Below are 22,182 nucleotides of genomic sequence, written 5' to 3'. Positions count from 1 at the left end.
AGTGCACTGCGGGCGGTTTGCTTTCCATCAGCCCAGTTTACGCTGGGCCGAATACTTGGAGGGGGTTATCGAGCCGATTTGGACGGGCTTTCGGGCGAACCCCGGACGGACTACTTGATGCCGCGGATCTGCATGATGAGGAAGGCGGCGATGAGCACCACCACGATACAGACCGGGAACACCAGGCCGTAGTTGCCACCGGTGGCCATGACCACGCCGGAGGTGAGCAGGGAGCCGAGCACGGTGGACAGGGTGTTGGCCATGTTGAGCACGCCCAGATCCTTGCCGGCTTCCTTCGGGTTCGGCAGGATGGACACGTTCAGGGCCTGGTCGATGGCATTGTAGACGCCGTAGCCGAAGCCGGCGATGGCGGCGAACAGGTACATGCCCCAGGCGTTGTGGAAGATCCACGGCATGGCGGCACCGATGGCGAACAGCACGCTGGCACCGGCGACCGGAATCTTACGCATGCCGAGCTTGTCGGAGATCGGGCCGGAGACCAGGGCGGCGATCAGGGAGACGACCATGGTGATCACGGACATGGTGGCGATCACGCCGGCGGCCGCGGTCTTGAGCTGCTCGGCGTCATAGCCGGAGTCGGAGAAGGTGTAGTACTTGACCACGTAGAGCAGGTAGCCGTTGATCATCTGGTAGCCGGCGACCATCATCATGCGGCCGAAGAGGGCGTAATAGAAGTTGCGGGCGCCCTTACCGTGCGGCGGGATGAAGGCGCGCAGCACCATGCCCAGGCTCACCGGCTCGCGCTCCTCGTCCACGTTGGAGGGCTCGCGCGGCCAGATGCCGACCACGATGATGCCCACGAGGGCGAAGCCGAGCGCGCCCACGGCGAAGCCGAGGTCGATGTTGCTGATGAGCAGGGAGCCCACCAGGGAGCCAGCGGTCTGGCCGAGCACGCCGCCGGCGCCCATGAAGGAGGAGACGGAGCCACGGAACTTGTCCGGCACACGGTCGGACAGGGTGGCCACGAACGGGGCGTTCATCCAGTTGTAGAACAGCTGCATGCCGCACCACAGCAGCAGGATGAGCGGCAGGGAGCGGGTGACGAGCAGGCCGGCCACGCAAGCGCCGCACAGGATGCCGCCGCTGATGATCCACAGCGTGCGCTTGCCCCACTTGGAGCGGGTGAGGTCGGAGAAGGTGCCGAAGATGATGTTGGCGAACAACGCCACCACGGAACCGACCGAGTTGATGGTGCCGATGAAGGCCTCGCGCTGGCCGGGGGCGATCTGGTCCACGAGCTGCGGCACGAGGATGGAGGACAGCGAGACCCAGACGATGCCGGTGATGATCAGGCTGATGGTGAAGCCGGCGCCGAGGCGCACGACATCCAGCACGGAGGGGCGGCGGCCGTAGCTGTCAAGCTCGGCCTTGTCCACGACGGGGGCCGCGGCTGCCGTTTCGATGGTTGATTCCATGGTTCACTTCCCTGTGAGAATCGATTGGGCGGATTTGGGGGTGACGTTTGCGTTGTGGGTGGCTGTCAGTCGCGACCGGAAGCCGACGACGAGGCCGCGTCCGGGGATTCCGGGCCGAAGAACCATACGGTGTTCCTCATGGACAACTCCTGCGTTGACTTGTGTGTCGTTCGTGTCGAACCGGTTCGATGGTAGCACGACGTCAATCGATTGACGTAATCCGCCGGCGTGTCTTGCGATACCCCCGACGGAACACGGTCGGAGGTATCGCTCATCGGTCGCAAACGGGGTGTCAGATGTGGGCGATCGGCGGATCGTTCAGCAGGTCGACGGTCTCGTGATCACCGGTGGCGTCGGTCCAGGTCAGGCCGGCGACCGGGGTCTCGTTGTCCGCGCCGAGTCCGCGACCGGGCTCGAAGGTGAGCGCGGCGCGGGTTTTGCCGTCCGCGGCGGTCCAGCGGAAGGTGATGGACGTGTCGCCGTCGGCCTCGTAGGAGAACTCGCCGTCGAACGCGGGCAGTTCGTTGCGGAAGCGGCACAGGGCGTTCAGTGCCTTGACCACCGGACGGGCCAGGTTCTCGTCGATTTCGGCGGTGGAGTAGTAGTGACGGTTGATGTCGCGGCCGTTGTTGGTGCGGCGCAGCAGATCCATGTCGTTGCCGCCGGCGAGGGCGCCCACGTAGTAGACCTGCGGCACGCCAGGCAGGAAGAACTGGACGGCGCGGGCGGCCAGATAATGCTGGTCGTTGCACCCGAGCGCGGAGTAGTACGTGCTGTTGACCTGGTAGAGGTCGAGGTTGGACGCGGCGGCACCGGTGGCGGCCTGGGACTCGCCGTGGGTGTTGGCGTGGATGGTGTTGACCAGGTTGTCCACGTCCTCGTCCGGCACGAGGCCCTTGAGGCTGCGGTCGAGCTGGTCGGAGCCGATGTCGATGACGCCGATGCCGTCGTGCGTGTCGAGCACGGTGACGGCGTTGTTCGGGCGGATCTCGGTCCAGTGGGCCACGGGCTCGACATGGCCGGTGAACAGGGAGTGCAGGAGCAGCGGCGGCAGGGCGAAGTCGTAGACGCAGTCCACCTTGGATGCGATCTCCACCTGCTTCTTGTAGTAGCTATGCACCTCGATGAGGATTTCGAGGCCGCGCTTGACGCCCTCCTCGCGCAGGCGGGAGATGAGCTTGAAGGTCTTGGGCGTCATGAAGCAGCTCGTGCCGGCTTCCTTGGCGCCGTAGCCCACGGCGTCGAGGCGGATGTAGCTGACGTGGCTGGCGGCCATCTGGTCGAAGATGGACATGAGGTATTCCCAGCCCTTGTCCGAGTCGGTGTCGATGTCCACCTGCTGCGGGGTGAAGCTGACCCACACCAGACGGGTCTTGCCGGCGAACTTGTAGTGGGTGAACGGCAGGCCCGGACGCGGACGGTAGATGCCGGCCAGATCCTCCTCGGTGGCACCGTTCGGGAAGACGGAGCTCATGGTGAGGAACATCGGGTAGTACTCGGATTCCTCGCCCTTGGCGAGCACGTCCTGGAACTGGGCGGATTCCCAGCTCATGTGGTTGACGATGGCGTCGACCATGATGTCGTGGGTCTTGGAAAGCTCGGCCACGTCGTCCCAGGAGCCGAGGCGCGGGTCGACCTTGGTGTGGTCGATGGGGTCGAAGCCGGCGTCCGCACCGTCGAACGGGGTGAAGAACGGCAGGACGTGCACGCCGTCGTAGACGCCGTCGAAGCGGGTGCGCAGGATGTCGGTCATGGATGCGATGGTTCCATCGCCGAGGCGATCCGCGTAGGTGATGAGTTGGACTTTGTTCTTCACGGCAACTCCTGTGTTGTGTTGTTGGCGACGCCCTGCTGGACGTGAACGGTGTCCCGCGGGGTGCGTCTTGTGTATCGAACCGGTTCGATAGTAGCGGCGGTGCTGCTGTCGGCCGAATCAGCCGGCGTGTCGAACCGGTTCGATGCGAACGTATGAAAAAGCCCCGCCGGGTGGACGGGGCTTTGTTCGGGACGTTCGGCAGGACCGTTCGGCAGGGTCGTTCCGCCGGTCGAATCGTGCGGACCTATCGGTCAGTCGAACCGAGCATCAGTCAGTGGGGACCTTGCCTTCCTGGGTGTGGTCGAACTGCGGCACGTTCTTGCCGTCGAACACGTACACGCCGATGTTCGCGGAGCTCGGGTCGTTGTTCTTGTTGAACGGGCCGATGCCGGTCAGGCCCTTGTACTTGATGTCCTTGCCGGACTTGAGCAGCGCCACGCAGTCCTTGTAGGTGGTGCATTCCTCGCCGCCGTTCGCGCCGGAGACCGCGGCCATGTTCTTCTGGATGGTCGCGCCATCCGCGGAACCGCCCTTCTGCGCGGCCAACGCGGCCAGGATGATGCCGTCGTAGGTTTCGGCGCCGTAGGTGAAGGTGGTGATGTCCTTACCGTAGGCCTTGACGAGCTTCTTCTGGAAGTCGTCGGAGGCCATCACGCCGGGGATGGTGCCCTTGGAGCCTTCAAGCAGGCCGGCGTCCAGTTCCTTGGAGTAGTCGGCGGTGTTGCCGTCCACGAAGTAGAGCTTGTGCATGTCCACTCCCTGGGAGGCGAGCTCCTTGAGCAGCGGCTTGGTCTGGTCGAAGGCCACGATGGCGATGGCGTCCGGGTTGGAGGCCTTGATTGCGGTGACAATCGAGGAGAAGTTGGTCTCGGTCGGATCGAAGGCGTCGTTCGCGCCGTACACCACGTTCACGCCCGCGCTTTCGGCGGTTTTGACGATGGTGTCGCGCAGGCCGGTGCCGTACTCATCGTTGAACACCGCCACGGCGAGGTTCTTCACGCCGTCCTGGGCGATGACCTGGCCAAGCACGGCGCCCTGCACGGAATCCGGCGGCACGGTGCGGAAGAAGTACGGGCTCAGGCCGGAGAAGTCGGAGCTCGTGGCGCCCATGGACAGCATCGGCACGTTCGCGGAGGTGATGGTCTTGTACACGTTCTTGACCACGGAGCTGGAGGCCGGGCCGATCACGAAGGACGGGTTCTTGCTCATCACGGATTGGGTGGCCGAGGAGTTCTGGTCGGCGTGGTCGGCATCCGAGGTATCGGCGTCCACGGTGGTCACGTCCTTGCCCAGCACGCCGCCGGCGGCGTTGATGTCGGAGACGGCCAGTTTCTCGGCCGCGAGTTCCGGCGGGGCCAGATAGGCCAGCGAGCCGGTCTCGGGCCACAGGCCGCCAAGCACGAAGCTGTCGGTCTTCTTGGCCGAGGCGGTGCCGGAATCCGTGCCGCCGCCGGAGCTGGAACCGCAACCGGCGAGCGCCATAATGGCGGCGGCGATGGCCGCCGTGGCCGTGATCATGTACTTCTTGGTATTCAACATTTGAATCACCACTTCCTCTCAAGCCCTTACGGGCAATGGTGCCGATGCGAGCGGTTGGTCGCCCGGATCTTGGCTTTGAGCCTAAGCGGGCGTTGATTCGCGCAGATTGTTCGCATGTAACCGACTGATGAAGTCGGAAAACTGTTGGAAACATGCGGTTTTCGGTCGTTTTCGGGCATGCTTGCGCCCGGAGTAGGAGGAGCCGGAAGCTACCGGCCTTCTGCAAGAAGGACGGTGACGTGTGCGGCCTCTAGGCGCACCGAGGGAAGGCGTACGAAGGTACGTCGACCGAGGAGCAACGACGAGGACGCTCCGTCACCGGCCTTCCTCTTCCACTTCCTCTTCCAGGTTGCCCAAGTAGAGGGATATGACCTTCGGATCCTCAAGCAGATCGCGACCGCGGCCGGAGTAGGCATTGCGGCCCTGGTCAAGCACGTAGCCGCGGTCGCAGATCTGCAGGCAGCGGCGAGCGTTCTGCTCTACGATGATCACGGAGACGCCGGCCTTGTTGACCTGTCGCACGCGGATGAAGGTCTCGTCCTGAAGCATCGGGGAAAGTCCGGCAGAGGGCTCGTCGAGGAGCAGTACGGACGGGTTCATCATCAAAGCGCGGGCCATGGCCACCATCTGGCGTTCGCCGCCGGACAGCGAGCCGGCGAGCTGGTCCTTGCGGGTCTCCAGCTTGGGGAAGATGGAGCAGACGTAGTCGAACCGCTCATTGAACTTCTTGGGTGCCTGATAGGCGCCCATGTGCAGGTTCTCGGCGATGGTCAGGGAGGGGAATACGTTCTCGGTCTGCGGCACGAAGCCCACGCCGAGGGAGACGAGCTTGTCCGCCCTGAGGTTGGTGATGTCCTTGCCTTTGAAGATGAGCTTGCCGGAGTGGATATGGACCAGTCCGAACAGGGATTTGAGCAGCGTGGATTTGCCGGCGCCGTTCGGGCCGATGATGCCCACGATCTCGCCCTCGTGCAGGGTGAGCGAGGCGCCGTTGAGGATGTTCACGCCGGGCAGGTAGCCGGCCACGAGGTCCACGGCGTCCAGCAGGGGTTCGCCTTCCGGCTCGCCCACGTGGATTTCGGCGCGCGGCCGGGTGGCGGTGGCGGGCAAGTTTTCGGTATCAATCATCGCTGTTCCTCGCTTTCCTTGAGGTCCAGGACGGAATCGTCGCCCAGATCGATGTTGGCGTTGGCGCCGAGGTAGGCGTCGATCACGGCCGGATCCTCCATCACGGACTTGGGCTGGCCCTCGGCCACGATCCGGCCTTCGGCCATCACGGTGACCCAGTCGGCGATGTGGCGGACCATGTTGATGTCGTGCTCCACGAACAGCACCGTGGTGCCTTCCTCGCGCAGCGACATGATGTGTTCGAGCAGCGACTGCTTCAGCGCCGGGTTCACGCCGGCCATCGGCTCATCGAGCATGACCAGCTGCGGGTCACTCATCAGCGCACGGGCCATTTCGAGCAACTTGCGCTGGCCGCCGGAGAGCGAGCCGGCGAAATCGTCCTTCTTCTTGATGAGCAGGAAGCGTTCGAGCAGCGCCTCGGCCTTCTCGGTGTTCGCCTTCTCCTGCTTCCTCCACAGGCCGGGGATGAGCGAGCGGAACATGCCTTCGCCGGGCTGCACGGGGGCGCCCAGGAGCATGTTGTCGAGTACGGTCAGCCGGCTCATCACCTTGGTGAGCTGGAAAGTGCGGACCATGCCCATGCGCGCCACCTTTTCGGGTTGCACGTGGGCCATGTCGTGCCCGTCGAAGCGCCATTCGCCGGTGTTCGGGGTATCGAAGCCGGTCATCAGGTTGAAGAACGTGGTCTTGCCGGCACCGTTCGGGCCGATGAGCGCGGTGATGCCGTGGCGTTCGATCTCGAAGTGCTTGACGTCCACGGCGGTCATGCCGCCGAACTTGCGGGTCACGTTGTTGGCCACGAGGATGGGGTCCGGCTTGTGCACGCCGGGCGTGTGCTCCACGAATTCGAGGTCCGCGGAGACCTTGTCGCGGTAGGCGGTGGAGATCAGCGTCTCGCCTTCGGGGGCCTTGGTGGCCCACTTGGCGAGGTCTTGGAATGGCTTTGATTCAGGCATTGAACGCCAGCTCCTTTCGGTCTCCCAGGAGGCCCTGCGGTCTGAATATCACCAGGCACATGAGCGCCACGCCCACGATCACCCAGCCGAGCGATTCGACCTGGTTGGAGGAGATGAGTGTGTCCGGGATGGCACCTCGCATGACCTCCTTGACGAACGTCAGCAGCACCCACAGCAGGCAGGATCCCAGAATCGGCCCGAAGATGGTGGCCGCGCCGCCCAGCAGCAGGATGGTCCAGGTGTAGAACGTGACCGCGCGGCCCAGCGAATCGGGTTGTACGGAGCGCGGCAGCACGAAGATGATGCCGCCGAACGCGCCGAAGATGCCGCCAAGGATCAGGGCCTGCATCTTGTATGTGGTCACGTTCTTGCCGAGCGATCGGATGGCGTTCTCGTCCTCGCGGATGCCCTTGAGCACGCGACCCCACGGCGAGTGGAACCAGCGCCAGCACAGCAGTGCGGCGATGGCCACGAGCACCCAGGCCACCAGTCGCAGCCACCACGAGTTCGCGATGTTGTTGTTGTACGTCCACAGCAGGAAGGTGGTGGAGCCGTTGGGCAGCGGGGACGTGCCCTCAAACTGGGTGGTGAAGTCCTGCGGGGAGATGCCGGCCGAACCGCCGGTGATCTTGGTCATGGCCGTGGAGCGGCCGATGATGCGGATGATTTCGGCGGCGGCCAGCGTGACCATGGCCAGGTAGTCGGGGCCGAGTTTCAAGGTCGGGATGCCCAGCAGCAGCGCGTAAATCACGGCGAGCGCCACGGCCGCGCACACGGAGGCGAACAGGTTCGCACCCATGGACTGGGTGATGGCGAACCCGTATGCGCCCAGCAGCATGAAGCCGGCCTGTCCCATGTTCATGAGTCCCGTCATGCCGAAGTGAATGTTCAGGCCGATGGCGGCCAGCACGTATGCCGCCGTGGTCGGGGCGATGAGTTCGCCCAGTGTGTTGGAGATGATAGTAAGGAAATCCATGGCTCAGCCCACCCTTTGCTGCTTGCCGAAGAGGCCCTGCGGACGAACCAGCAGGACGATGATGAGAATCGCCAGAGCACTGGCGTAGCGCATGTCGTTGGGGATGACGAGCGAGCTCATATCCGCCACGATGCCGATGATCAGGGAACCCACGAGGGCGCCGTTCGCGGTGCCCAGGCCGCCGAGGGTGACCGCCGCGAACATGAGCAGCAGCAGGGTGGCGCCGGTGTTCCATGAGATGCCATTGAGGTAGATGCCCAGCAGCACGCCGGACAGGGCCGCCATGCCGCAGGACAGGATCCATACGATGCGCACCACCTGTTCGACGTTGATACCGGAGGCGGAGGCCAGCGCGGCGTTGTCGGAGACGGCGCGCGTGGCACGGCCAAGTCGGGTCCGGTAGAGGAACAGTGTCACGCCCACGATCACGATGATGGCGATGGCCGCGGAGATCAGCGTGGGCGCGTCCGTGGTGACCGGGCCGATGACGAAACTGGCCGGCACGGATTTGGTGATGCCCTTGATGTCACCGCCGAAAAAGAACTGGAAGAGGTATTGCAGCGCCATGGACAGGCCGATGGTCACGATCATCTGTTGCATGGTGCCCACGCGCTTGCGGCGCAGCGGAGCCCAGACGAGTTCGTTCTGGATCCAGCCGGTGAGCGCACCGATCGCCACCGCGAAGATGGCGGCCGGAATCAGCGGCCAGTGCAACACCTGCGTGCCCACGTACGCCATCAGGCCGCCGAGGCTGACCTGCTCGCCGTGGGAGAAGGAGCTCAGGCCGGTGGTGCCGTAGACGAGGTTCATGCCTACGCTCATCAGGCCCAGCATGAGGCCGAAGATGATGCCGGAGAACAGCTGCTGCCAGACGCGCTTGCCGATGTTGGCGGTGGCGGCCGAACCGTTGGTGGTCTGGGCCGCGTCGGACGAGCCGGAGGACCCGGAAGAACCGGATTGTGTGCCGGCGGTGGAGTCGGAGCCAGCCGCGCCCGAGCCGGAACCGTTCGCGGAGGCGGCCACGGGCTTGTCGAAACGGACCACCTGACGTGCCTTGTCGAAGCTGTTCTTCTCGATCTCGACCGTGGCGGTGGCGGCTTTGAGCCCGTGCTCCTTGGCCACCGATTCGTCCATGGTCACGGTGTATTCGCCGTCCGCGGTCACGGAGAACGCCCATTTGCCTTCGGCGTCGGTGGTGGCGGTGGCCTCCTCCTTGCCGGAAAGCTTCAGCGTCACGTTGGCGATGGGTTTCTTGTCCGCGTCCTGCAGGATGCCGTTGACGCATCCGTTCGTGGCGGTCGGGTTGCACGTGGGCACGGCTTCGGCCGCAAGCGCGCGGCCGGGGGTGGCGATGCTCAGCGCCATCAATAGGGCGAAAACTGTGGTGAACAGCAACAATCCCAGTCGATGACGCCGTATGGAAATATGTACGGCTGTCATATAACTGTCCTCTCTGGATTTGGTTTTCAACCTAGGAGGACAATCAGCGCGCACGGTTGCGCCCAAGTTTCCCTTGCGTTACCGGCCTGCCGGTTCGTTACAAGGAAATAACCATGGACTGCGAGGTCAGTGCGCCAGGGAGCCGACGAGCCAGCCGAGCGATACGCAGATGACCGGCACCACGATGGTGGCCGCCAGATAGAACGCGGCCATGCCGAAATGCTTGTTGCGTGCCAGCGAGACCATCTCGTTGATGGCCGTGGAGAACGTGGAGAAGCCGCCGAGGAATCCGGTCACGAACAGCAGATACGTCGATTCGGGCACCACCTGATGCGCCCACGCGGCGGCCGCAAGGCCCGCGCAGAACGTGGCGATCACGTTGATCACGAACGTGGAGAGCGGGAACAGACGGCTCCACCAGCGCTGGATGGAGGTGTTGAGCACGAATCGCGCAACCGCACCGAGGCCGCCGCACATGCACACGAACAGGAACAGCATCAGTGGGCCTCCCCGGTAGTCGGGTCGCCGGTCAGCGGAATCTCATCGGTGATGGGCGCGGGCTCGTAGGAGGGTGGGTTGATATGGGCGATGTGTCCGGAGACGTCGCCTGCAAGCGATGCCGAACCGTTGCCGGACATGCCGGACGCACCGGTCATACCGACCCCGGCCGCGACGGCATCGTCGCCGCGGGTCTCGGGCATGGCCACCGTCTCCCCCGCCGTCACATGACGCCAGGTCTCCGGCTGCTGCTGACGGACCGCGACGATGGCGGCCTTGGCGGTTTTGCGGGCGGCCAGCGCGAGGCCCAGCCGGGCGCCGAGATACGCCACGATCAGGCCCATCAGGAAGCTCACGAGCAGATAGAACACGGCCCCGGCGATGAGACTGGCCTGCATCGTGGTGAGTTCCTCGATGGCCAGCGCCGAGAGCGTGGAGAAGCCGCCGCACATGCCCATGCCGATGCCGCGCGAGGTGAGCTCGCGCACGCGCTTGCGGATCCATGCCGCCTGCGACAGGTAGGAGGTCAGGCACGCGAAGATGAAGCAGGCCGCCATGTTCGCCGTGAACGTGGGCACATGGAAGGCATGCCAGAATCCTTCGGTCCCGGCGGTGGCGGGCAGGATGAAGCTCAGGCCGTACCGCATGGCGGTGCCCAACGTGCCACCGAGGAACACCACCAGATACAGCATGCCGTCGGCCAGCGGGTTGAACCGGGCCTGGACGCGCTTGATGGGCGCGAGTGGAATCTGCGGCGGTTTGGCCGCGGCGGCCGCGCCCTGCGGTTCGGGCATGGATTGGGCACGCACCTGGGCCGTGGAGATCTCCTGGGTGCTGGCCGAAGGCTCTTGAGTATCCATCATCTGACGAATCAGTCGAATCAGTCGGCTCGGACGAATCGAACCGATCGGATCAGTCGATCAGCGAGTGGACGGAGATGATGTGGTCGCGCTGCGGACCGGTGCCGATGGCGGAGATACGGCAGTTGCTGAGCTCCTCCAGACGCTTGACGTACGCCTGGCAGGTGGCCGGCAGCTCATCGAAGCTGTGGCAGTTGGAGATGTCCTCGCTCCAGCCGGGCATGGTCTCGTAAATCGGCTTGGCGGCGGAGAAGGCGGCCTGGTCGGTGGGCATGTCGTCGTAACGCTCGCCGTCCACGTCGTAGGCCACGCAAATCGGGATCTCGTCAAGGCCGGTGAGCACGTCGAGCTTGGTGAGCACGATGTCCGTCAGGCCGTTGACCTGGGAGGCGTAGCGGTTCACGACGGCGTCGAACCAGCCGCAGCGACGCGGACGACCGGTGGTCACGCCGAACTCGTGGCCCTGGGTGCGCAGCCACTCGCCGGATTCGTCGAACAGCTCGGTGGGGAACGGGCCCTCGCCCACGCGGGTCACGTACGCCTTGGAGACGCCGATCACGCGGGTGATCTTGGTGGGTCCCACGCCGGTGCCGGTGCAGGCGCCGCCGGCGGTCGGGTTGGAGGAGGTGACGAACGGGTAGGTGCCGTGGTCCACGTCGAGCATGGTGGCCTGGGCGCCCTCGAACAGGACGGTCTTGCCCTCGTCCAGCGCCTTGTTGAGAATCAGGCCGGTGTTGGCCACGTACGGCTTGAGACGTTCGCCGAGCTTGAGCAGCTCCTCGGTGGTCTGGTCCACGTCGATGGGGCGACGGTTGTACAGCTTGACGAGCATCTGGTTCTTCTGGTGAAGGCTGGCCTCGACCTTGTCGTGCAGGTGCTGCTCGTTGAACAGGTCGTGCACGCGGATGCCCACGCGGTTGATCTTGTCGGCGTAGGCCGGGCCGATGCCGCGGCCGGTGGTGCCGATCTTGTGCTTGCCGAGGAATCGCTCGGTGACCTTGTCCAGCGTGCGGTGGTAGGGCGCGATGATGTGCGCGGCCTCGCTCACCAGCAGGTGGGAGCAGTCGATGCCGCGGGCCTCGAGGCCGTCGATCTCCTGGAAGAGCACTTCGGGATCGACCACCACGCCGTTGCCGATCACGGGGGTCAGATGCGGGTTGATGATGCCGGAGGGCAGCAGGTGCAGGGCGTACGATTCGTTGCCCACGACCACGCTGTGGCCGGCGTTGTTGCCGCCGTTGAAGCGGGCCACGTAATCGACCTTGGTGCCGATCAGATCGGTCGCCTTGCCTTTACCTTCATCGCCCCACTGAGCGCCGATAAGAACAATTCCAGGCATGATAGCCTCCCCGCTAGTACGATTCCGCCGGGGATAAGAGTACCGTAAACCCTCTACCCGCGGAAGGCCTCATCTCACCGGAGCCGGGCCCATATGGATATGCCTCGGCGGCCTCCCATGGAGCAGGAAGCCGCCGAGGCATGTGAAGCCGAATCGAGGGAGCGTGGAAGCCCCCTGCGCGGCCCGCCGCTACTTGAGCGCCTTGCCCGCGGAGCCGAGCTGCTGGCAGGCCTCCACCACGCGCTGGGACATGCCGTCCTCCGCCTTGCGCCCCCAGGAGCGCGGGTCGTAGAACTTCTTCTCGCCCACTTCGCCGTCGATCTTCAAGACCTTGTCGTAGTTCTCGAACACGTGGTCGGCGATCGGGCGGGTGAAGGCGTACTGGGTGTCGGTGTCGATGTTCATCTTGACCACGCCGTAGCGCACGGCCTCGGCGATCTCCTCCGGCGTGGAGCCGGAGCCGCCGTGGAAGACCAGCTCGAACGGCTTGCCGTTGGGGAAGTCCACCATGCCGGCGGCGCTGGGCAGCTCGCCGTCCACCACGGCCTGGGCCACGCGGGCCTGGATCTCGCCGAGCAGGGCCGGGCGCAGCTTGACCACGCCGGGCTTGTACGCGCCATGCACGTTGCCGAACGTGAAGGCGGCCATGTACCGGCCGCGCTCCCCCAGACCCAGTCGGCGGGCCACTTCCAGGCCGTCGGCGGGCGTGGAGTACAGCTTCTCGTTGATTTCGGCGGAGTGGCCGTCCTCCTCGCCGCCGACCGCGCCGATCTCGATCTCCAGGATGGTGTGGGCCTTCTGCGACTTGTCCAGCAGCTCCTCGGCGATGTCGAGGTTCTCCTTGAGCGGCACGGTGGAGCCATCCCACATGTGCGACTGGAACGTGGGCTCCTGGCCGCGGGCCACCTGCTCGGCCTCGTGGGCCAGCAGCGGCCGCACCCACTCGTCCAGGTACTGCTTGGCGCAGTGGTCGGTGTGCAGGGCCACGGTGATGTTCGGGTACTTCGCGGCCACCTCGTGCGCGAAGGCCGCAAGCGCCAGCGAACCGGTGACGCGGTCGTTGACCCCCATGCCGGACACGTATGCCGCGCCGCCTACGGAAATCTGGATGATGCCGTCCGATTCGGCATCCGCGAAGCCCTTCAGCGCGGCGTTCAGCGTCTGCGAGCTGGTCACGTTGATGGCAGGGTAGGCATATCCGCCGCGACGGGCGGCGTCGAGCATTTCGGCATAGCGTTCCGGTGTTGCGATCGTCATGGCTTCATTATCGCTCGGGGCATGCCCGCTGGCCGGGCCGGACGGGCCGGTACGGACGTGACCTAGCTCACCCGTTACCGTAAAATCACCGCGGGTTCACCGTACCAGGAACACCATGAGGATGATCATGGCGAAGCCCGCCAGGTCGGTGGGCGTGAACACGGCCCCCGCGAACAGCACGCCGGAGATGGTGGCGGTCACCGGTTCGCTGGTGCCGAGCATGGTGGCGCGCATGGCCCCGCACTTCTGCGTGCCGGCCAGGAACAGCCAGAAGGCGCCGAACGTGCCGCCGATCACCGTGAATGCCATCAACGCCACGCCGACCCAGTCCAGTGCGGGCGCGGTGGCCCATGGCCTGACGAACGGCAGCAGCAGGATGCCGGAGATCATGAACATGATGCCGTTGACGGTGAAGTTGCCCCATCTGGCCATCAGCGCGATGGGAAGGATGGTCATCATCGAGGTACCCACCGCGTCCGCGAGGCCCCACAGGAGGCCCGGCAACGGCAGGCTGAGCTGGGTCAGGTCGCCGCCGGTGGCAATGAGCACGGTGCCCACGAACGCGAGCGCCACACCCACGCTCTCCCGTTTGCCGGGAAGCCTGCGCCCCATGACGCACACGAACGCCAGCACCACCAGCAGGTTGAGCGTCTGCAGCACGGTGGCGGTGCCCGAATTGGTCCAGTCGATGGCCTTGAGGTAGGAGACCTGCACCATGAGCACGCAGGTGACGGCGCAGACCAGCAATCTGGGGTACGAGCCGCGGTCCTTGAGCGCACCCATGAGCTTGTCCGGCGTGAACAGGCCCGAGCAGACCAGGAAGATCACGCCGGCGAGCAGTTCACGCACGCACGCGATCCACAGCGGGTCCGCATGGTAGGAGCCCATGAGGATTTTGGAAACGGTGGCGTTGACGCCCCACAGCACGCCGCCGGCAAGCGCGAGCCCGCCACCGACGAGGATGTCCCGCGGCGTGCGTTCGAAGCTGGGGGTGGGCCTGCCGGTCGCGGTTTCGCCTGATTCGGCGACGCCTGGTTCGGTGACGTCCGCGGGGCGTTCGGAGGTTTTGGAAGTACACATCGCGCATCACGATACGCGCAGGATGAGAATGGAGCGGACAACGGGAGTCGAACCCGCCTCTAAAGCTTGGGAAGCTTTCATTCTACCGATGAACTATGTCCGCGAATCGGTCGGCTGCGGTCGGGGCCGCAACGTCACGAACAGCTATCGTATCACGCCGTGTGACGCTACCGCAGCACGCGGGTGGAGTACGTGGGCGCGGAAACCGGCGTGCCGTTCATCTCCCGCGCCATTTCCATGAGGCGGGCGATGCGCTGGTCGGTCGGCGGATGGGTGGAGAAGAGCTTGGAGAACCCGGCCGCGGAGAACGGGTTGGCGATCATCATGGCGGAGACGGACTGGGTGCCGGCGGTCTTGCGCATCGGCGTGGTCTGGGCGCCGTAGGAGATCTTGTTGAGCGCGGAGGCGAGGGCCTCGGGGTCGCCGGTCAGGAGGCTGCCGTCCTCGTCGGCGTCGTATTCGCGGGTGCGGGAGATGGCCATCTGGATGAGGGATGCGGCGATCGGCGCCAGGATCACGCTCAGCAGCACGCCGACCAGGCCGAGACCGCCGGAGCCGCCATCGCGGTCGTCGCGCGAATTGCCGCCGCCGATGTACATGAGCGAGTAGCCGAGATAGGTGATCACGGTGGCCATGGCGGAGGCGATGGCGGAGGTCAGGATGTCGTGATTGTAGACGTGCATGAGTTCGTGGCCCAGCACGCCGCGCAGTTCGCGGGCGTTGAGGATCTGCAGGATGCCCTGGGTGCAGCACACGGCGGCGTGGCGTTCGTTGCGGCCGGTGGCGAAGGCATTGGGACTCATGGTGGGGGCGATGTAGATGCGAGGCATCGGCTTGCCGGCCTTGGCGCTCAGCTCGCGCACGATCTGGTAGATCTCGGGGGCCTCGGCCTCGGAGACCTCGCGCGCGCCCATGGAGGCGATGGCGAGTTTGTCGGAGAACCAGTAGGAGAAGAACGTGGTGGCCAGGCCGATGACGATGTAGATGCCGAGCGTCTGCCGGGTGCCGCCGGTGGCCCACCAGATCAGCATGATGACGGCCCACATCAGGGCGAACAGCAGCGTCGTCTTCAGGCCGTTGAAATGGCCATGCACCCGTACTTTGGCATCCATGAGGCCCAGCCTAAGGACGCAGCCTGAATGATTGCTGGATATGCACGGGATGTCCGTACGTGTCAGGCGGTCATCACGGAACCGTGGATCTGGTCCAGGAGGGTGATGAGTTCGGTGAGCTGCTGGGCCCACATGCGCGCCATGTCGATGGCGGACATCCAGGTACTCGCCGGCCGTCACGTCCGTGGTCACGCCGATGCCGTCAAGCCATTGGGCGAGGGGCGCGCATGCTCTCGCGCCACAACGGCAGGGTGCGGCCATGCTCCTCCCCCGCGTCACGCCCCGATCCATGGCGGGCACGCCATGCTGACCGGCGCCGTGCGGATTTGCGTTCCCCGGGCTGGTTCATTCGCTGCATCATGCCGCTCCTTGGCGCTGGTTTGGTGGTCGGGTCGTCGGTTTTCGCCGTGCCACAGCCTATGACTCCATGCTGACCGCACGGTGTCGACCGACTGGGAATTCCCGGAAAACCGTTGACGGAACGGGGACGCGCCGACACGCAAATGCGGCTCCCGCCGGGACCTTGTCATGAAGAGCCGTTTTACAGGCAATACGCAAGGCAACAGTAGAGCCGAGATGGTCCGGCTCCCCTCCCTGAGGGGAGCTGTCGCTGACAGCGCTTGCGGGGCGCACCACGGGACTCACCCGCCAGGCTCCCCTCAGTCTCACTGCGGTCGACAGCTCCCCTCAGCGAGGGGAGCCGGAATCAGCCGCGCCATCAGGCTCGGCAACAACTTTTGCCCTCAAAATCAGGCGTGGGCGAGCTCGCGCATCTGGGCGGGCTCGATGACCTTCTTGTGCTCGCGGCCTTCCTTGGCGCCCTCGGCGCGTTCGAAGGCGTCCACCTTCTTCCAGCCGGCGAAGTCGATGGGCTTGACGCCACGCTCGGCCAGCAGGCGGTCGATGGATTCGGGGTCGCGGTCGGCGGCCACGCGACCGCCCTCGGCGGCCTTGGCCAGGTCCTCAAGCATGTTGGTCACGATGGCCAGGGCGTCGGACTTGGTGGAGCCGATCAGGCCCACCGGGCCGCGCTTGGCCCAACCGGTGGCGTAGAGGCGTTCGCGCACCTCGCCGCCTTCGGCTTCGGTGGTGATGCGGCCGTCGCCGTTGGCGTTGGCCAGGTGGGCGCCATGCTCGTCGTAGGCGATGCCGGGGGCCTCGGCCGGCTTGTAGCCGATGGCGTGGTAGACGGCCTCGACCGGGTAGTCGGTGAATTCGCCGGTGCGGTGCATCTTGCCGTCGGCGCCGGTCTCGGTGCGCTCCACGCGGATGGCGGTCACCTTGCCGTCCTCGCCGAGCACCTCGGTGGGAGCGGAGTTGAAGTGGATGTAGTACTTGCGGTCGGCCGGGTTGCCCTCGAAGTCCACGTCGCCGTCGTCTTCCATGTCCTCGGCCATCTCGCGGATGGCGAACAGCTCCTCGACCATCTGGCGGGTGAGCTTGTCCTTGCCGGCCACCTCGATGGTTTCGTCGTCAAGGTCGAAGTCGTCCTCGTTGATGATGAGCTGCACGCCGGGCAGCTTCTCCATCTCGCGCAGCTCCTGCACGCTGAACTTGGCCTGGGCCACGCCGCGGCGGATGAACAGGTGCAGCACCTTGGCCTTGTTGTTCTGGATGCCCTCGTAGACGTTGTCCGGGATGTCGGTCTTGGCCTTGAGGTCGTCCGCGTTGCGCATGAGCTCGCGGGCCACGTCCATGGCCACGTTGCCGCCGCCGATCACGGCCACGTTCTCGGCGGTCAGCGGCCACTCGCGGGCGCCGGTGGGGTAGCCGTCGTACCATTCGACGAACTTGGCGGCGCCATACACGCCGTCCAGGTCGGCGCCGGGCAGGCCGAGCGGCTTGTCCTTGACCGCGCCGGTGGCGAAGAGCACGGCGTCGTAACGGGCGAGGAGGTCCTCGAGGGTCACGTCCTTGCCGAACTCCACGTCGCAGTAGAGGTGGATGTCCGGGTTGTCGAGGGTCTTCTCGAGCGCGGAGGCGATGAACTTGATGGAGGGGTGGTCGGGGGCCACGCCGTAGCGCACCAGGCCGAACGGCACGGGCAGCTTCTCGAACAGGTCGATGCGGGCTTCGGTGCCGAGGCCCAGCTCCTTGCCCAGCTTCTTGAGCTGGCGCAGGAAGATATCGGAGGAGTAGACACCGGCCGGGCCGGCGCCGATCACGGCAATGCGGAGTTCAGTATTCGAAGATTCAGTCACGCGCTCTAGCCTAACGCAAGCCGCCGAATCGGGGAAGGGTGATTTCCGGTGCGATATCGGCGGCTTTGGTGGTGTCAGCCGCACCCGGTCCCGCCTCGAATCGCGAATCACGCTACTGTCAGATTATGGTTTTTCCTAATGTAGGATTACGGGGATTTCTAATGTAGGATTATGGTAATCACTACTGCATGATCATGAGGGGAAGACGACGATGATTCCACGACTGCTCGGAAAACAAGCCAAACAGCTGGCGCAATGGTTCCCCGTGATCTCCATCACCGGCCCGCGGCAAAGCGGCAAATCCACTCTGGCCAAGGCCATGTTCCCGGACTACGACTATGTGAATCTGGAGAACCCAGGGACGCGCAAGGCCGCCATCGATGACCCGGTGGGGTTCATTCGACAGCGTCCGTCCAAATTGATCGTGGATGAGGCGCAGTACGCCCCTGATCTGTTTTCCATGATTCAGGTGGCGTCCGACGAGCGCGGTGGACAGGGGCAGTACGTGCTGTCCGGCTCGCAGAATTTCCTGCTGCTCAAGCGCATCCGGCAATCGCTGGCCGGCAGGGTCGGCCTGGTTAAGCTGCTTCCGTTCTCATATCAGGAAGCGGTTCAAGCCGATCAGACGCTTACGCCGGATGCGTTCATGCTGCAAGGCGGATACCCGCGTATTTATGACACTGGGATGCCGCTTGCCGTGTTCTTCTCGAACTACGTCGACACCTATATCGAACGTGATGTCTCCGAATATCTCGACGTACGTAATTTGGCGGATTTCCGCCGATTCCTGACCCTGTGCGCACTGAGTTCCGGTGCCCTGGTGAATTACACGAACATCGCCAACGAGCTTGGCGTGAGCCCACGGACCGTAAAGGCGTGGATGTCCATTCTGGAATCAAGCTATCTGGCGTTCCACCTCATGCCGTTCTACACCAATGCCCGCAAGCAGGTGGTCAAGACGCCGAAGCTCTATTTCTACGACACCGGTCTGCTGTGCCATCTCCTTGGCATTCGTACGGTCGAGGCGCTGATCGCCCATCCGAAGTTCGGCGACATCTTCGAGAACCTCATCATCGCCGAAACCATGAAACAGCATCTGAACGCCGGGAGGGACCCCCAACTGTTCTTCTACCGCGACGCCAGCAAGGTTGAGGTGGATCTGCTGGACTTCACCGACCCGAACAACCGCCTGATGATCGAAATCAAATCCGGGCAGACCTACCACGACCGGTTCGCCCGGCACCTGACCTTGATCGGCGACGTACTCGACGTGCCACGAGAACAGCAGTACGTGGTCAGCCGGGTCGAGCAAAGCTACGTATCGCAAGGCATCCATGTCACCACAGCCGCCGATTGGCTGACCGGCAAGCAACGGGACGGCGCATCGGCCCAATGACGAGGTGATTATCAAGAGCTCTCGGGCGTGCTGCCGGAACCAGGTGATTTCGGCAGCACGCCCGAGAGCTCGTCAATGGTATTGCCGAACGTTTCAGGCCAGACGGATACGGTTGCGGCCGGGGGTGAGGCTTTCGACGGGGCCGGGCGTCGGGTGCTCGCCGCGCGGGGCTCCGGTGAGGTCCGTATCGACGGCGAGCGCGGTGCCGTCCGGGTTCTCGTACGGTTCGGTGACGATGCGCGGGGTGCCGAGCAGCTCGGTGTTTACCGTCACGGTCGGCAGGCCGAGCAGGCCCGGATCCACGTCCATGTCCAGCCAGACCGAGCCGTCCGCCTCCGTCACGACGTGCGCCTGCGCCTTGGCGGCCAGACGATTGGCCTCCGCGACGCCATCGGGCCCGACCGGCTCGGCGGACGCGGCGCCCGCATCCGCACCGGTCGCGCCGGCACCGGCCACGTACTTGTGCTCCTCACGGTCGAACGAGGGGGCCACCCGGCCGTCACCGCCGCGCAGGTAGGCGTTGCCGTCGATGTACATCGGCTGGGGCACCTGCTCGAACATCTCCACGTCGCCCGGGTCGTTGACGTGCACGCGCTCCATGTATTCGGCCTCGGAGACCGGCGAGCCGTCGGCGTAGGCGGTGCCGCGGCGCGTGACCGCGCTGAACTCCGGGCCGCCCACGAACACGTTCTGGTAGAAGCGGTCGTCGCCGCCGTACACGCAGGCGTATCCGGCCACGGCGGTGGAATGCGGCAGGTGGTACGGCGTGGAGCGGTTGAGCACCTTGCGCGGCTGCACGGTGCCGCAGAACAGGTTGTGCACGAACGCGCTGCCCTGCGCCACGTTGTCCATGGCGTAGAACGAGCCGAACACGTTGTTGTCGAACAGGCAGGGGCCGGAGGTGACCTCGATCATGAAGTCGCGCCAGTTGTCGTGGTAGATGTTGCGGGTCACGCGGGTGCCCTGCAGCTCCCAGTCCAGCCAGGTGCCCAACGTGCAGTCGTGGATGTGGTTGTGACGGATGACCGTGTCGATGGCGGCGTGGAACTTGATGCCCGCGATCTCATGGCCGAAGAACTCGCGCTTGGTGGCGATGTGGTGGATGTGGTTGTCCTCGATGAGGCTGAACGCGCAGCCCATGTGGCCCACGATGCCGTTCTGGCCGCAGTCGTGGATGTGGTTGCGGCGCACGATGTGCCCGCCGACCGTCTCGCGCGACCAGCCGTGACGGATGGCGCGGAACACCACCTCCTGCTGGATCTGGTAGCCGGGCTTGCGGCCGAAGCGGGACGCCTCGTTGTCGCCGGTCACACCGTCCTTGCCCAGGCTCACGCCGGAGCAGCGGGCGTCGTGGATGTCGTTGTCCTCGATGATCCAGCCCTTCGACCAATGCGTGCCGATGAGCCCCTTCTGGTCGCCGGTGGGCGGGGCCCAGCCGCAGGCGGCCTGCGCCAGCTCGAAACCACGCACGGTGATGTAGTCGCGGCCTGGGAGCTCCGGATAGAAGCAGGTCTCACGCACGTTGATTTCGGTCAGGTGCCCGTTCGGGTCGACGTCATGGAAGTTGGCCCAAATCTCGGTGACGTCGCCACCTACCTCGGCATGCCACTGCCAGATGGTCTTGGACGGGTCGTCGATCGGCTCGGTGACGGACACCCAGTCCGGCCCGTAGCCGAACGTGCGCGGCTCGGCGGCGGCGACAGCCTCCACGCTGGGCGCCTCGTACATCGAACGGCCGTCCAGATACACTTCGCCCAGGCTCATGGTCCAGTCGCTCGGCCGCTCCAGCCAGTCGCCGCGGAGGGGCTTGGCGAACGGGTTGAACCCACCGAACACCGCGTTCGGCACGCTCACATGCCACACGCCCGGCTTGCCGGCCACGGGCTCCCAGCCCGAGACGACCTCGGAGCCCTTGATCACCGCGTGCTCGCCGGGGGCCGCGGCGTAGGTGATGCGCGCGAATTCGTTGAGTCCGCCCAAGGCCGGGCTCACCTGCTCGCGATAGACGCCCTCGTGCACCAGCACGGTGTCGCCGGGGCGGGCCACGACCGCTGCGGCCGATATCGCGGCGAACGGCGTGGCCTCACCGCCGTCCTGTACTGCGGCGCCGACCGCCGCGGCTGAAACATGAAGTGTGCGCTGAGTCATGTCAGCATTCCTTTCGGATTGAAAAAGCTTGGAAAAGGGCACGTTGGCCTAAGGTGGCATGGATTCTGTTGGACTACCCCTCAGTCGGCTCCGCCGACAGCTCCCCTGACAAGGGGAGCCGAGAAAAGAAACCATGCCGGCCTTAACGCAACAACGCCTTAGTTGGTGATTACTTGCTGAATCCGGCGGTCAGGCCGGCGACCATCTGCTTGCGGCCGATGATGTAGGCGGTCAGGATCGGAATCACCGAGACCACCACGGCGGCGAGGATGCCGGGGATATCCACGGTGAACTGGCCCTGGAACGCCCACAGGCTCAGGGTGATTACGCGGTTCGAGGAGCTTTGGGTCAGGATCAGGGGGAAGAGGAACCCGTTCCAGACCTGCAGCGCGTCGTAGATGGAGACGGTGATGATGGCCGGCTTGATCATCGGGATGGCGAGCCGCCACATGATCTTCCATTCGGTGGCGCCGTCCACCTCCATGGCCTCGAACAGCGACTGCGGGATGTCGCGCAGGAAGTTGCACAGAATCATGACGGTGATCGGGATGGCGAAGCCCACCGAGGGCAGGATGATGGCCCAGAGCGTGTCGTACAGGCCCATCTGGATGATCAGGTAATACACCGGGATGATGGTGGCCTGCATCGGGATGGCCAGGCCCGTGATGATCACCTTGTAGATGGCGCGTGCGCCGGCGTCCGCACGGCGGGTGATGGCATAGGCGGCCATCACGGTGACCAGGAGGATCAGCGCCACGGTCACGATGGTGACGAACAGCGTGTTGCCGATGTACAGCAGGAAGTCGTTGGCGAACACGCGCCCATACGCGGCGAACGTGAAGTGCTTGGGCAGGGAGAGCGGGTTCTGGGAGTAGATCTCGCTCTGGTCGCGCAGGGACGTGACCACGATGTAGTAGATCGGGATGACGATGAGGGCGAACCAGAACCAGCCGAGGAATCCGCCGACGATGTTGTATTGCTTGTTCTTGATGCGAATCAT

17 protein-coding genes and 1 tRNA gene are annotated in these 22,182 nt (G+C 64.8%); 1 reads left to right on the top strand and 17 read right to left on the bottom strand.

The features are described 5' to 3' along the window. Positions 1-110: 110 nt before the first annotated feature. The 15 genes from DF196_RS00655 to DF196_RS00585 form a co-directional block, all read right to left on the bottom strand. Positions 111-1,436 carry an MFS transporter gene (locus tag DF196_RS00655; RefSeq protein ID WP_109056001.1) on the bottom strand — a complete coding sequence of 442 codons (1,326 nt, stop codon included), beginning with the start codon at positions 1,434-1,436 and terminating at the stop codon, positions 111-113. Between the two features lie 292 nt (positions 1,437-1,728). Next, positions 1,729-3,252: a sucrose phosphorylase gene (gene gtfA, locus DF196_RS00650; protein WP_109056000.1), complete on the bottom strand. Its 1,524-nt coding sequence runs from the start codon at positions 3,250-3,252 to the stop codon at positions 1,729-1,731. Positions 3,253-3,519: 267 nt separating this feature from the next. Further along, positions 3,520-4,791 (bottom strand): ABC transporter substrate-binding protein, encoded by a 1,272-nt coding sequence (locus DF196_RS00645; RefSeq protein ID WP_241519521.1) that lies wholly within the window; start codon positions 4,789-4,791, stop codon positions 3,520-3,522. Positions 4,792-5,106: 315 nt separating this feature from the next. Beyond that, positions 5,107-5,919: an ABC transporter ATP-binding protein gene (locus tag DF196_RS00640; protein WP_109055999.1), complete on the bottom strand. Its 813-nt coding sequence runs from the start codon at positions 5,917-5,919 to the stop codon at positions 5,107-5,109. Then, the gene (locus DF196_RS00635; RefSeq protein ID WP_109055998.1) at positions 5,916-6,875 is read right to left on the bottom strand and encodes an ABC transporter ATP-binding protein; all 960 of its coding nucleotides are present in this window, start codon (positions 6,873-6,875) and stop codon (positions 5,916-5,918) included. Before DF196_RS00635 ends, DF196_RS00640 begins: the two co-directional genes overlap by 4 nt. Next, positions 6,868-7,851 carry a branched-chain amino acid ABC transporter permease gene (locus DF196_RS00630; protein ID WP_109055997.1) on the bottom strand — a complete coding sequence of 328 codons (984 nt, stop codon included), beginning with the start codon at positions 7,849-7,851 and terminating at the stop codon, positions 6,868-6,870. Before DF196_RS00630 ends, DF196_RS00635 begins: the two co-directional genes overlap by 8 nt. Before the next feature lie 3 nt (positions 7,852-7,854). Beyond that, a complete protein-coding gene (locus tag DF196_RS00625) occupies positions 7,855-9,291 on the bottom strand; it encodes an ABC transporter permease subunit (RefSeq protein WP_109055996.1) in 1,437 nt (478 codons plus the stop codon). Between the two features lie 126 nt (positions 9,292-9,417). Continuing rightward, a complete protein-coding gene (locus DF196_RS00620; RefSeq protein ID WP_421728438.1) occupies positions 9,418-9,786 on the bottom strand; it encodes a fluoride efflux transporter FluC in 369 nt (122 codons plus the stop codon). A gap of 2 nt (positions 9,787-9,788) precedes the next feature. After that, entirely contained in the window at positions 9,789-10,652 is an 864-nt protein-coding gene (locus DF196_RS00615; RefSeq protein ID WP_109055994.1) for a fluoride efflux transporter FluC, read from the bottom strand. A gap of 49 nt (positions 10,653-10,701) precedes the next feature. Beyond that, entirely contained in the window at positions 10,702-11,988 is a 1,287-nt protein-coding gene (locus DF196_RS00610) for an adenylosuccinate synthase (protein WP_109055993.1), read from the bottom strand. A gap of 189 nt (positions 11,989-12,177) precedes the next feature. After that, a complete protein-coding gene (gene fbaA / locus DF196_RS00605; RefSeq protein WP_109055992.1) occupies positions 12,178-13,245 on the bottom strand; it encodes a class II fructose-bisphosphate aldolase in 1,068 nt (355 codons plus the stop codon). A gap of 96 nt (positions 13,246-13,341) precedes the next feature. Continuing rightward, the gene (locus tag DF196_RS00600; protein ID WP_109055991.1) at positions 13,342-14,325 is read right to left on the bottom strand and encodes a DMT family transporter; all 984 of its coding nucleotides are present in this window, start codon (positions 14,323-14,325) and stop codon (positions 13,342-13,344) included. 29 nt (positions 14,326-14,354) lie between these two features. Further along, a tRNA-Gly gene (locus DF196_RS00595) sits at positions 14,355-14,428 on the bottom strand. Between the two features lie 64 nt (positions 14,429-14,492). Then, positions 14,493-15,437: a zinc metalloprotease HtpX gene (htpX, locus tag DF196_RS00590; RefSeq protein WP_109055990.1), complete on the bottom strand. Its 945-nt coding sequence runs from the start codon at positions 15,435-15,437 to the stop codon at positions 14,493-14,495. 749 nt (positions 15,438-16,186) lie between these two features. Then, positions 16,187-17,638 carry an FAD-dependent oxidoreductase gene (locus tag DF196_RS00585; protein WP_109055989.1) on the bottom strand — a complete coding sequence of 484 codons (1,452 nt, stop codon included), beginning with the start codon at positions 17,636-17,638 and terminating at the stop codon, positions 16,187-16,189. Between the two features lie 211 nt (positions 17,639-17,849). Here DF196_RS00585 and DF196_RS00580 point away from each other — a divergent pair, with 211 nt between their 5' ends. Continuing rightward, positions 17,850-19,034 (top strand): ATP-binding protein, encoded by a 1,185-nt coding sequence (locus DF196_RS00580; protein ID WP_109055988.1) that lies wholly within the window; start codon positions 17,850-17,852, stop codon positions 19,032-19,034. Between the two features lie 93 nt (positions 19,035-19,127). Here DF196_RS00580 and DF196_RS00575 read toward each other — a convergent pair whose 3' ends face one another. Continuing rightward, a complete protein-coding gene (locus tag DF196_RS00575) occupies positions 19,128-21,182 on the bottom strand; it encodes a right-handed parallel beta-helix repeat-containing protein (protein WP_109055987.1) in 2,055 nt (684 codons plus the stop codon). Between the two features lie 169 nt (positions 21,183-21,351). Beyond that, a complete protein-coding gene (locus tag DF196_RS00570; RefSeq protein WP_109055986.1) occupies positions 21,352-22,182 on the bottom strand; it encodes a carbohydrate ABC transporter permease in 831 nt (276 codons plus the stop codon).

This window comes from Bifidobacterium callitrichidarum (assembly GCF_003129905.1).
Lineage (GTDB): Bacteria > Actinomycetota > Actinomycetes > Actinomycetales > Bifidobacteriaceae > Bifidobacterium > Bifidobacterium callitrichidarum.
This window is presented reverse-complemented; position numbering and strand designations above follow the sequence as displayed.

Excerpts from the sequence above, each read along its gene's own strand:
- DF196_RS00640 (WP_109055999.1), bottom strand. The coding sequence starts at position 5,919 with ATGATTGATACCGAAAACTTGCCCGCCACCGCCACCCGGCCGCGCGCC.
- DF196_RS00600 (WP_109055991.1), bottom strand. The coding sequence starts at position 14,325 with ATGTGTACTTCCAAAACCTCCGAACGCCCCGCGGACGTCACCGAACCA.
- fbaA (WP_109055992.1), bottom strand. The coding sequence starts at position 13,245 with ATGACGATCGCAACACCGGAACGCTATGCCGAAATGCTCGACGCCGCC.
- DF196_RS00645 (WP_241519521.1), bottom strand. The coding sequence starts at position 4,791 with ATGTTGAATACCAAGAAGTACATGATCACGGCCACGGCGGCCATCGCC.
- DF196_RS00635 (WP_109055998.1), bottom strand. The coding sequence starts at position 6,875 with ATGCCTGAATCAAAGCCATTCCAAGACCTCGCCAAGTGGGCCACCAAG.
- DF196_RS00625 (WP_109055996.1), bottom strand. The coding sequence starts at position 9,291 with ATGACAGCCGTACATATTTCCATACGGCGTCATCGACTGGGATTGTTG.
- DF196_RS00610 (WP_109055993.1), bottom strand. The coding sequence starts at position 11,988 with ATGCCTGGAATTGTTCTTATCGGCGCTCAGTGGGGCGATGAAGGTAAA.
- DF196_RS00655 (WP_109056001.1), bottom strand. The coding sequence starts at position 1,436 with ATGGAATCAACCATCGAAACGGCAGCCGCGGCCCCCGTCGTGGACAAG.
- DF196_RS00570 (WP_109055986.1), bottom strand. The coding sequence starts at position 22,182 with ATGATTCGCATCAAGAACAAGCAATACAACATCGTCGGCGGATTCCTC.
- DF196_RS00615 (WP_109055994.1), bottom strand. The coding sequence starts at position 10,652 with ATGATGGATACTCAAGAGCCTTCGGCCAGCACCCAGGAGATCTCCACG.
- htpX (WP_109055990.1), bottom strand. The coding sequence starts at position 15,437 with ATGGATGCCAAAGTACGGGTGCATGGCCATTTCAACGGCCTGAAGACG.
- DF196_RS00630 (WP_109055997.1), bottom strand. The coding sequence starts at position 7,851 with ATGGATTTCCTTACTATCATCTCCAACACACTGGGCGAACTCATCGCC.
- DF196_RS00580 (WP_109055988.1), top strand. The coding sequence starts at position 17,850 with ATGATTCCACGACTGCTCGGAAAACAAGCCAAACAGCTGGCGCAATGG.
- DF196_RS00575 (WP_109055987.1), bottom strand. The coding sequence starts at position 21,182 with ATGACTCAGCGCACACTTCATGTTTCAGCCGCGGCGGTCGGCGCCGCA.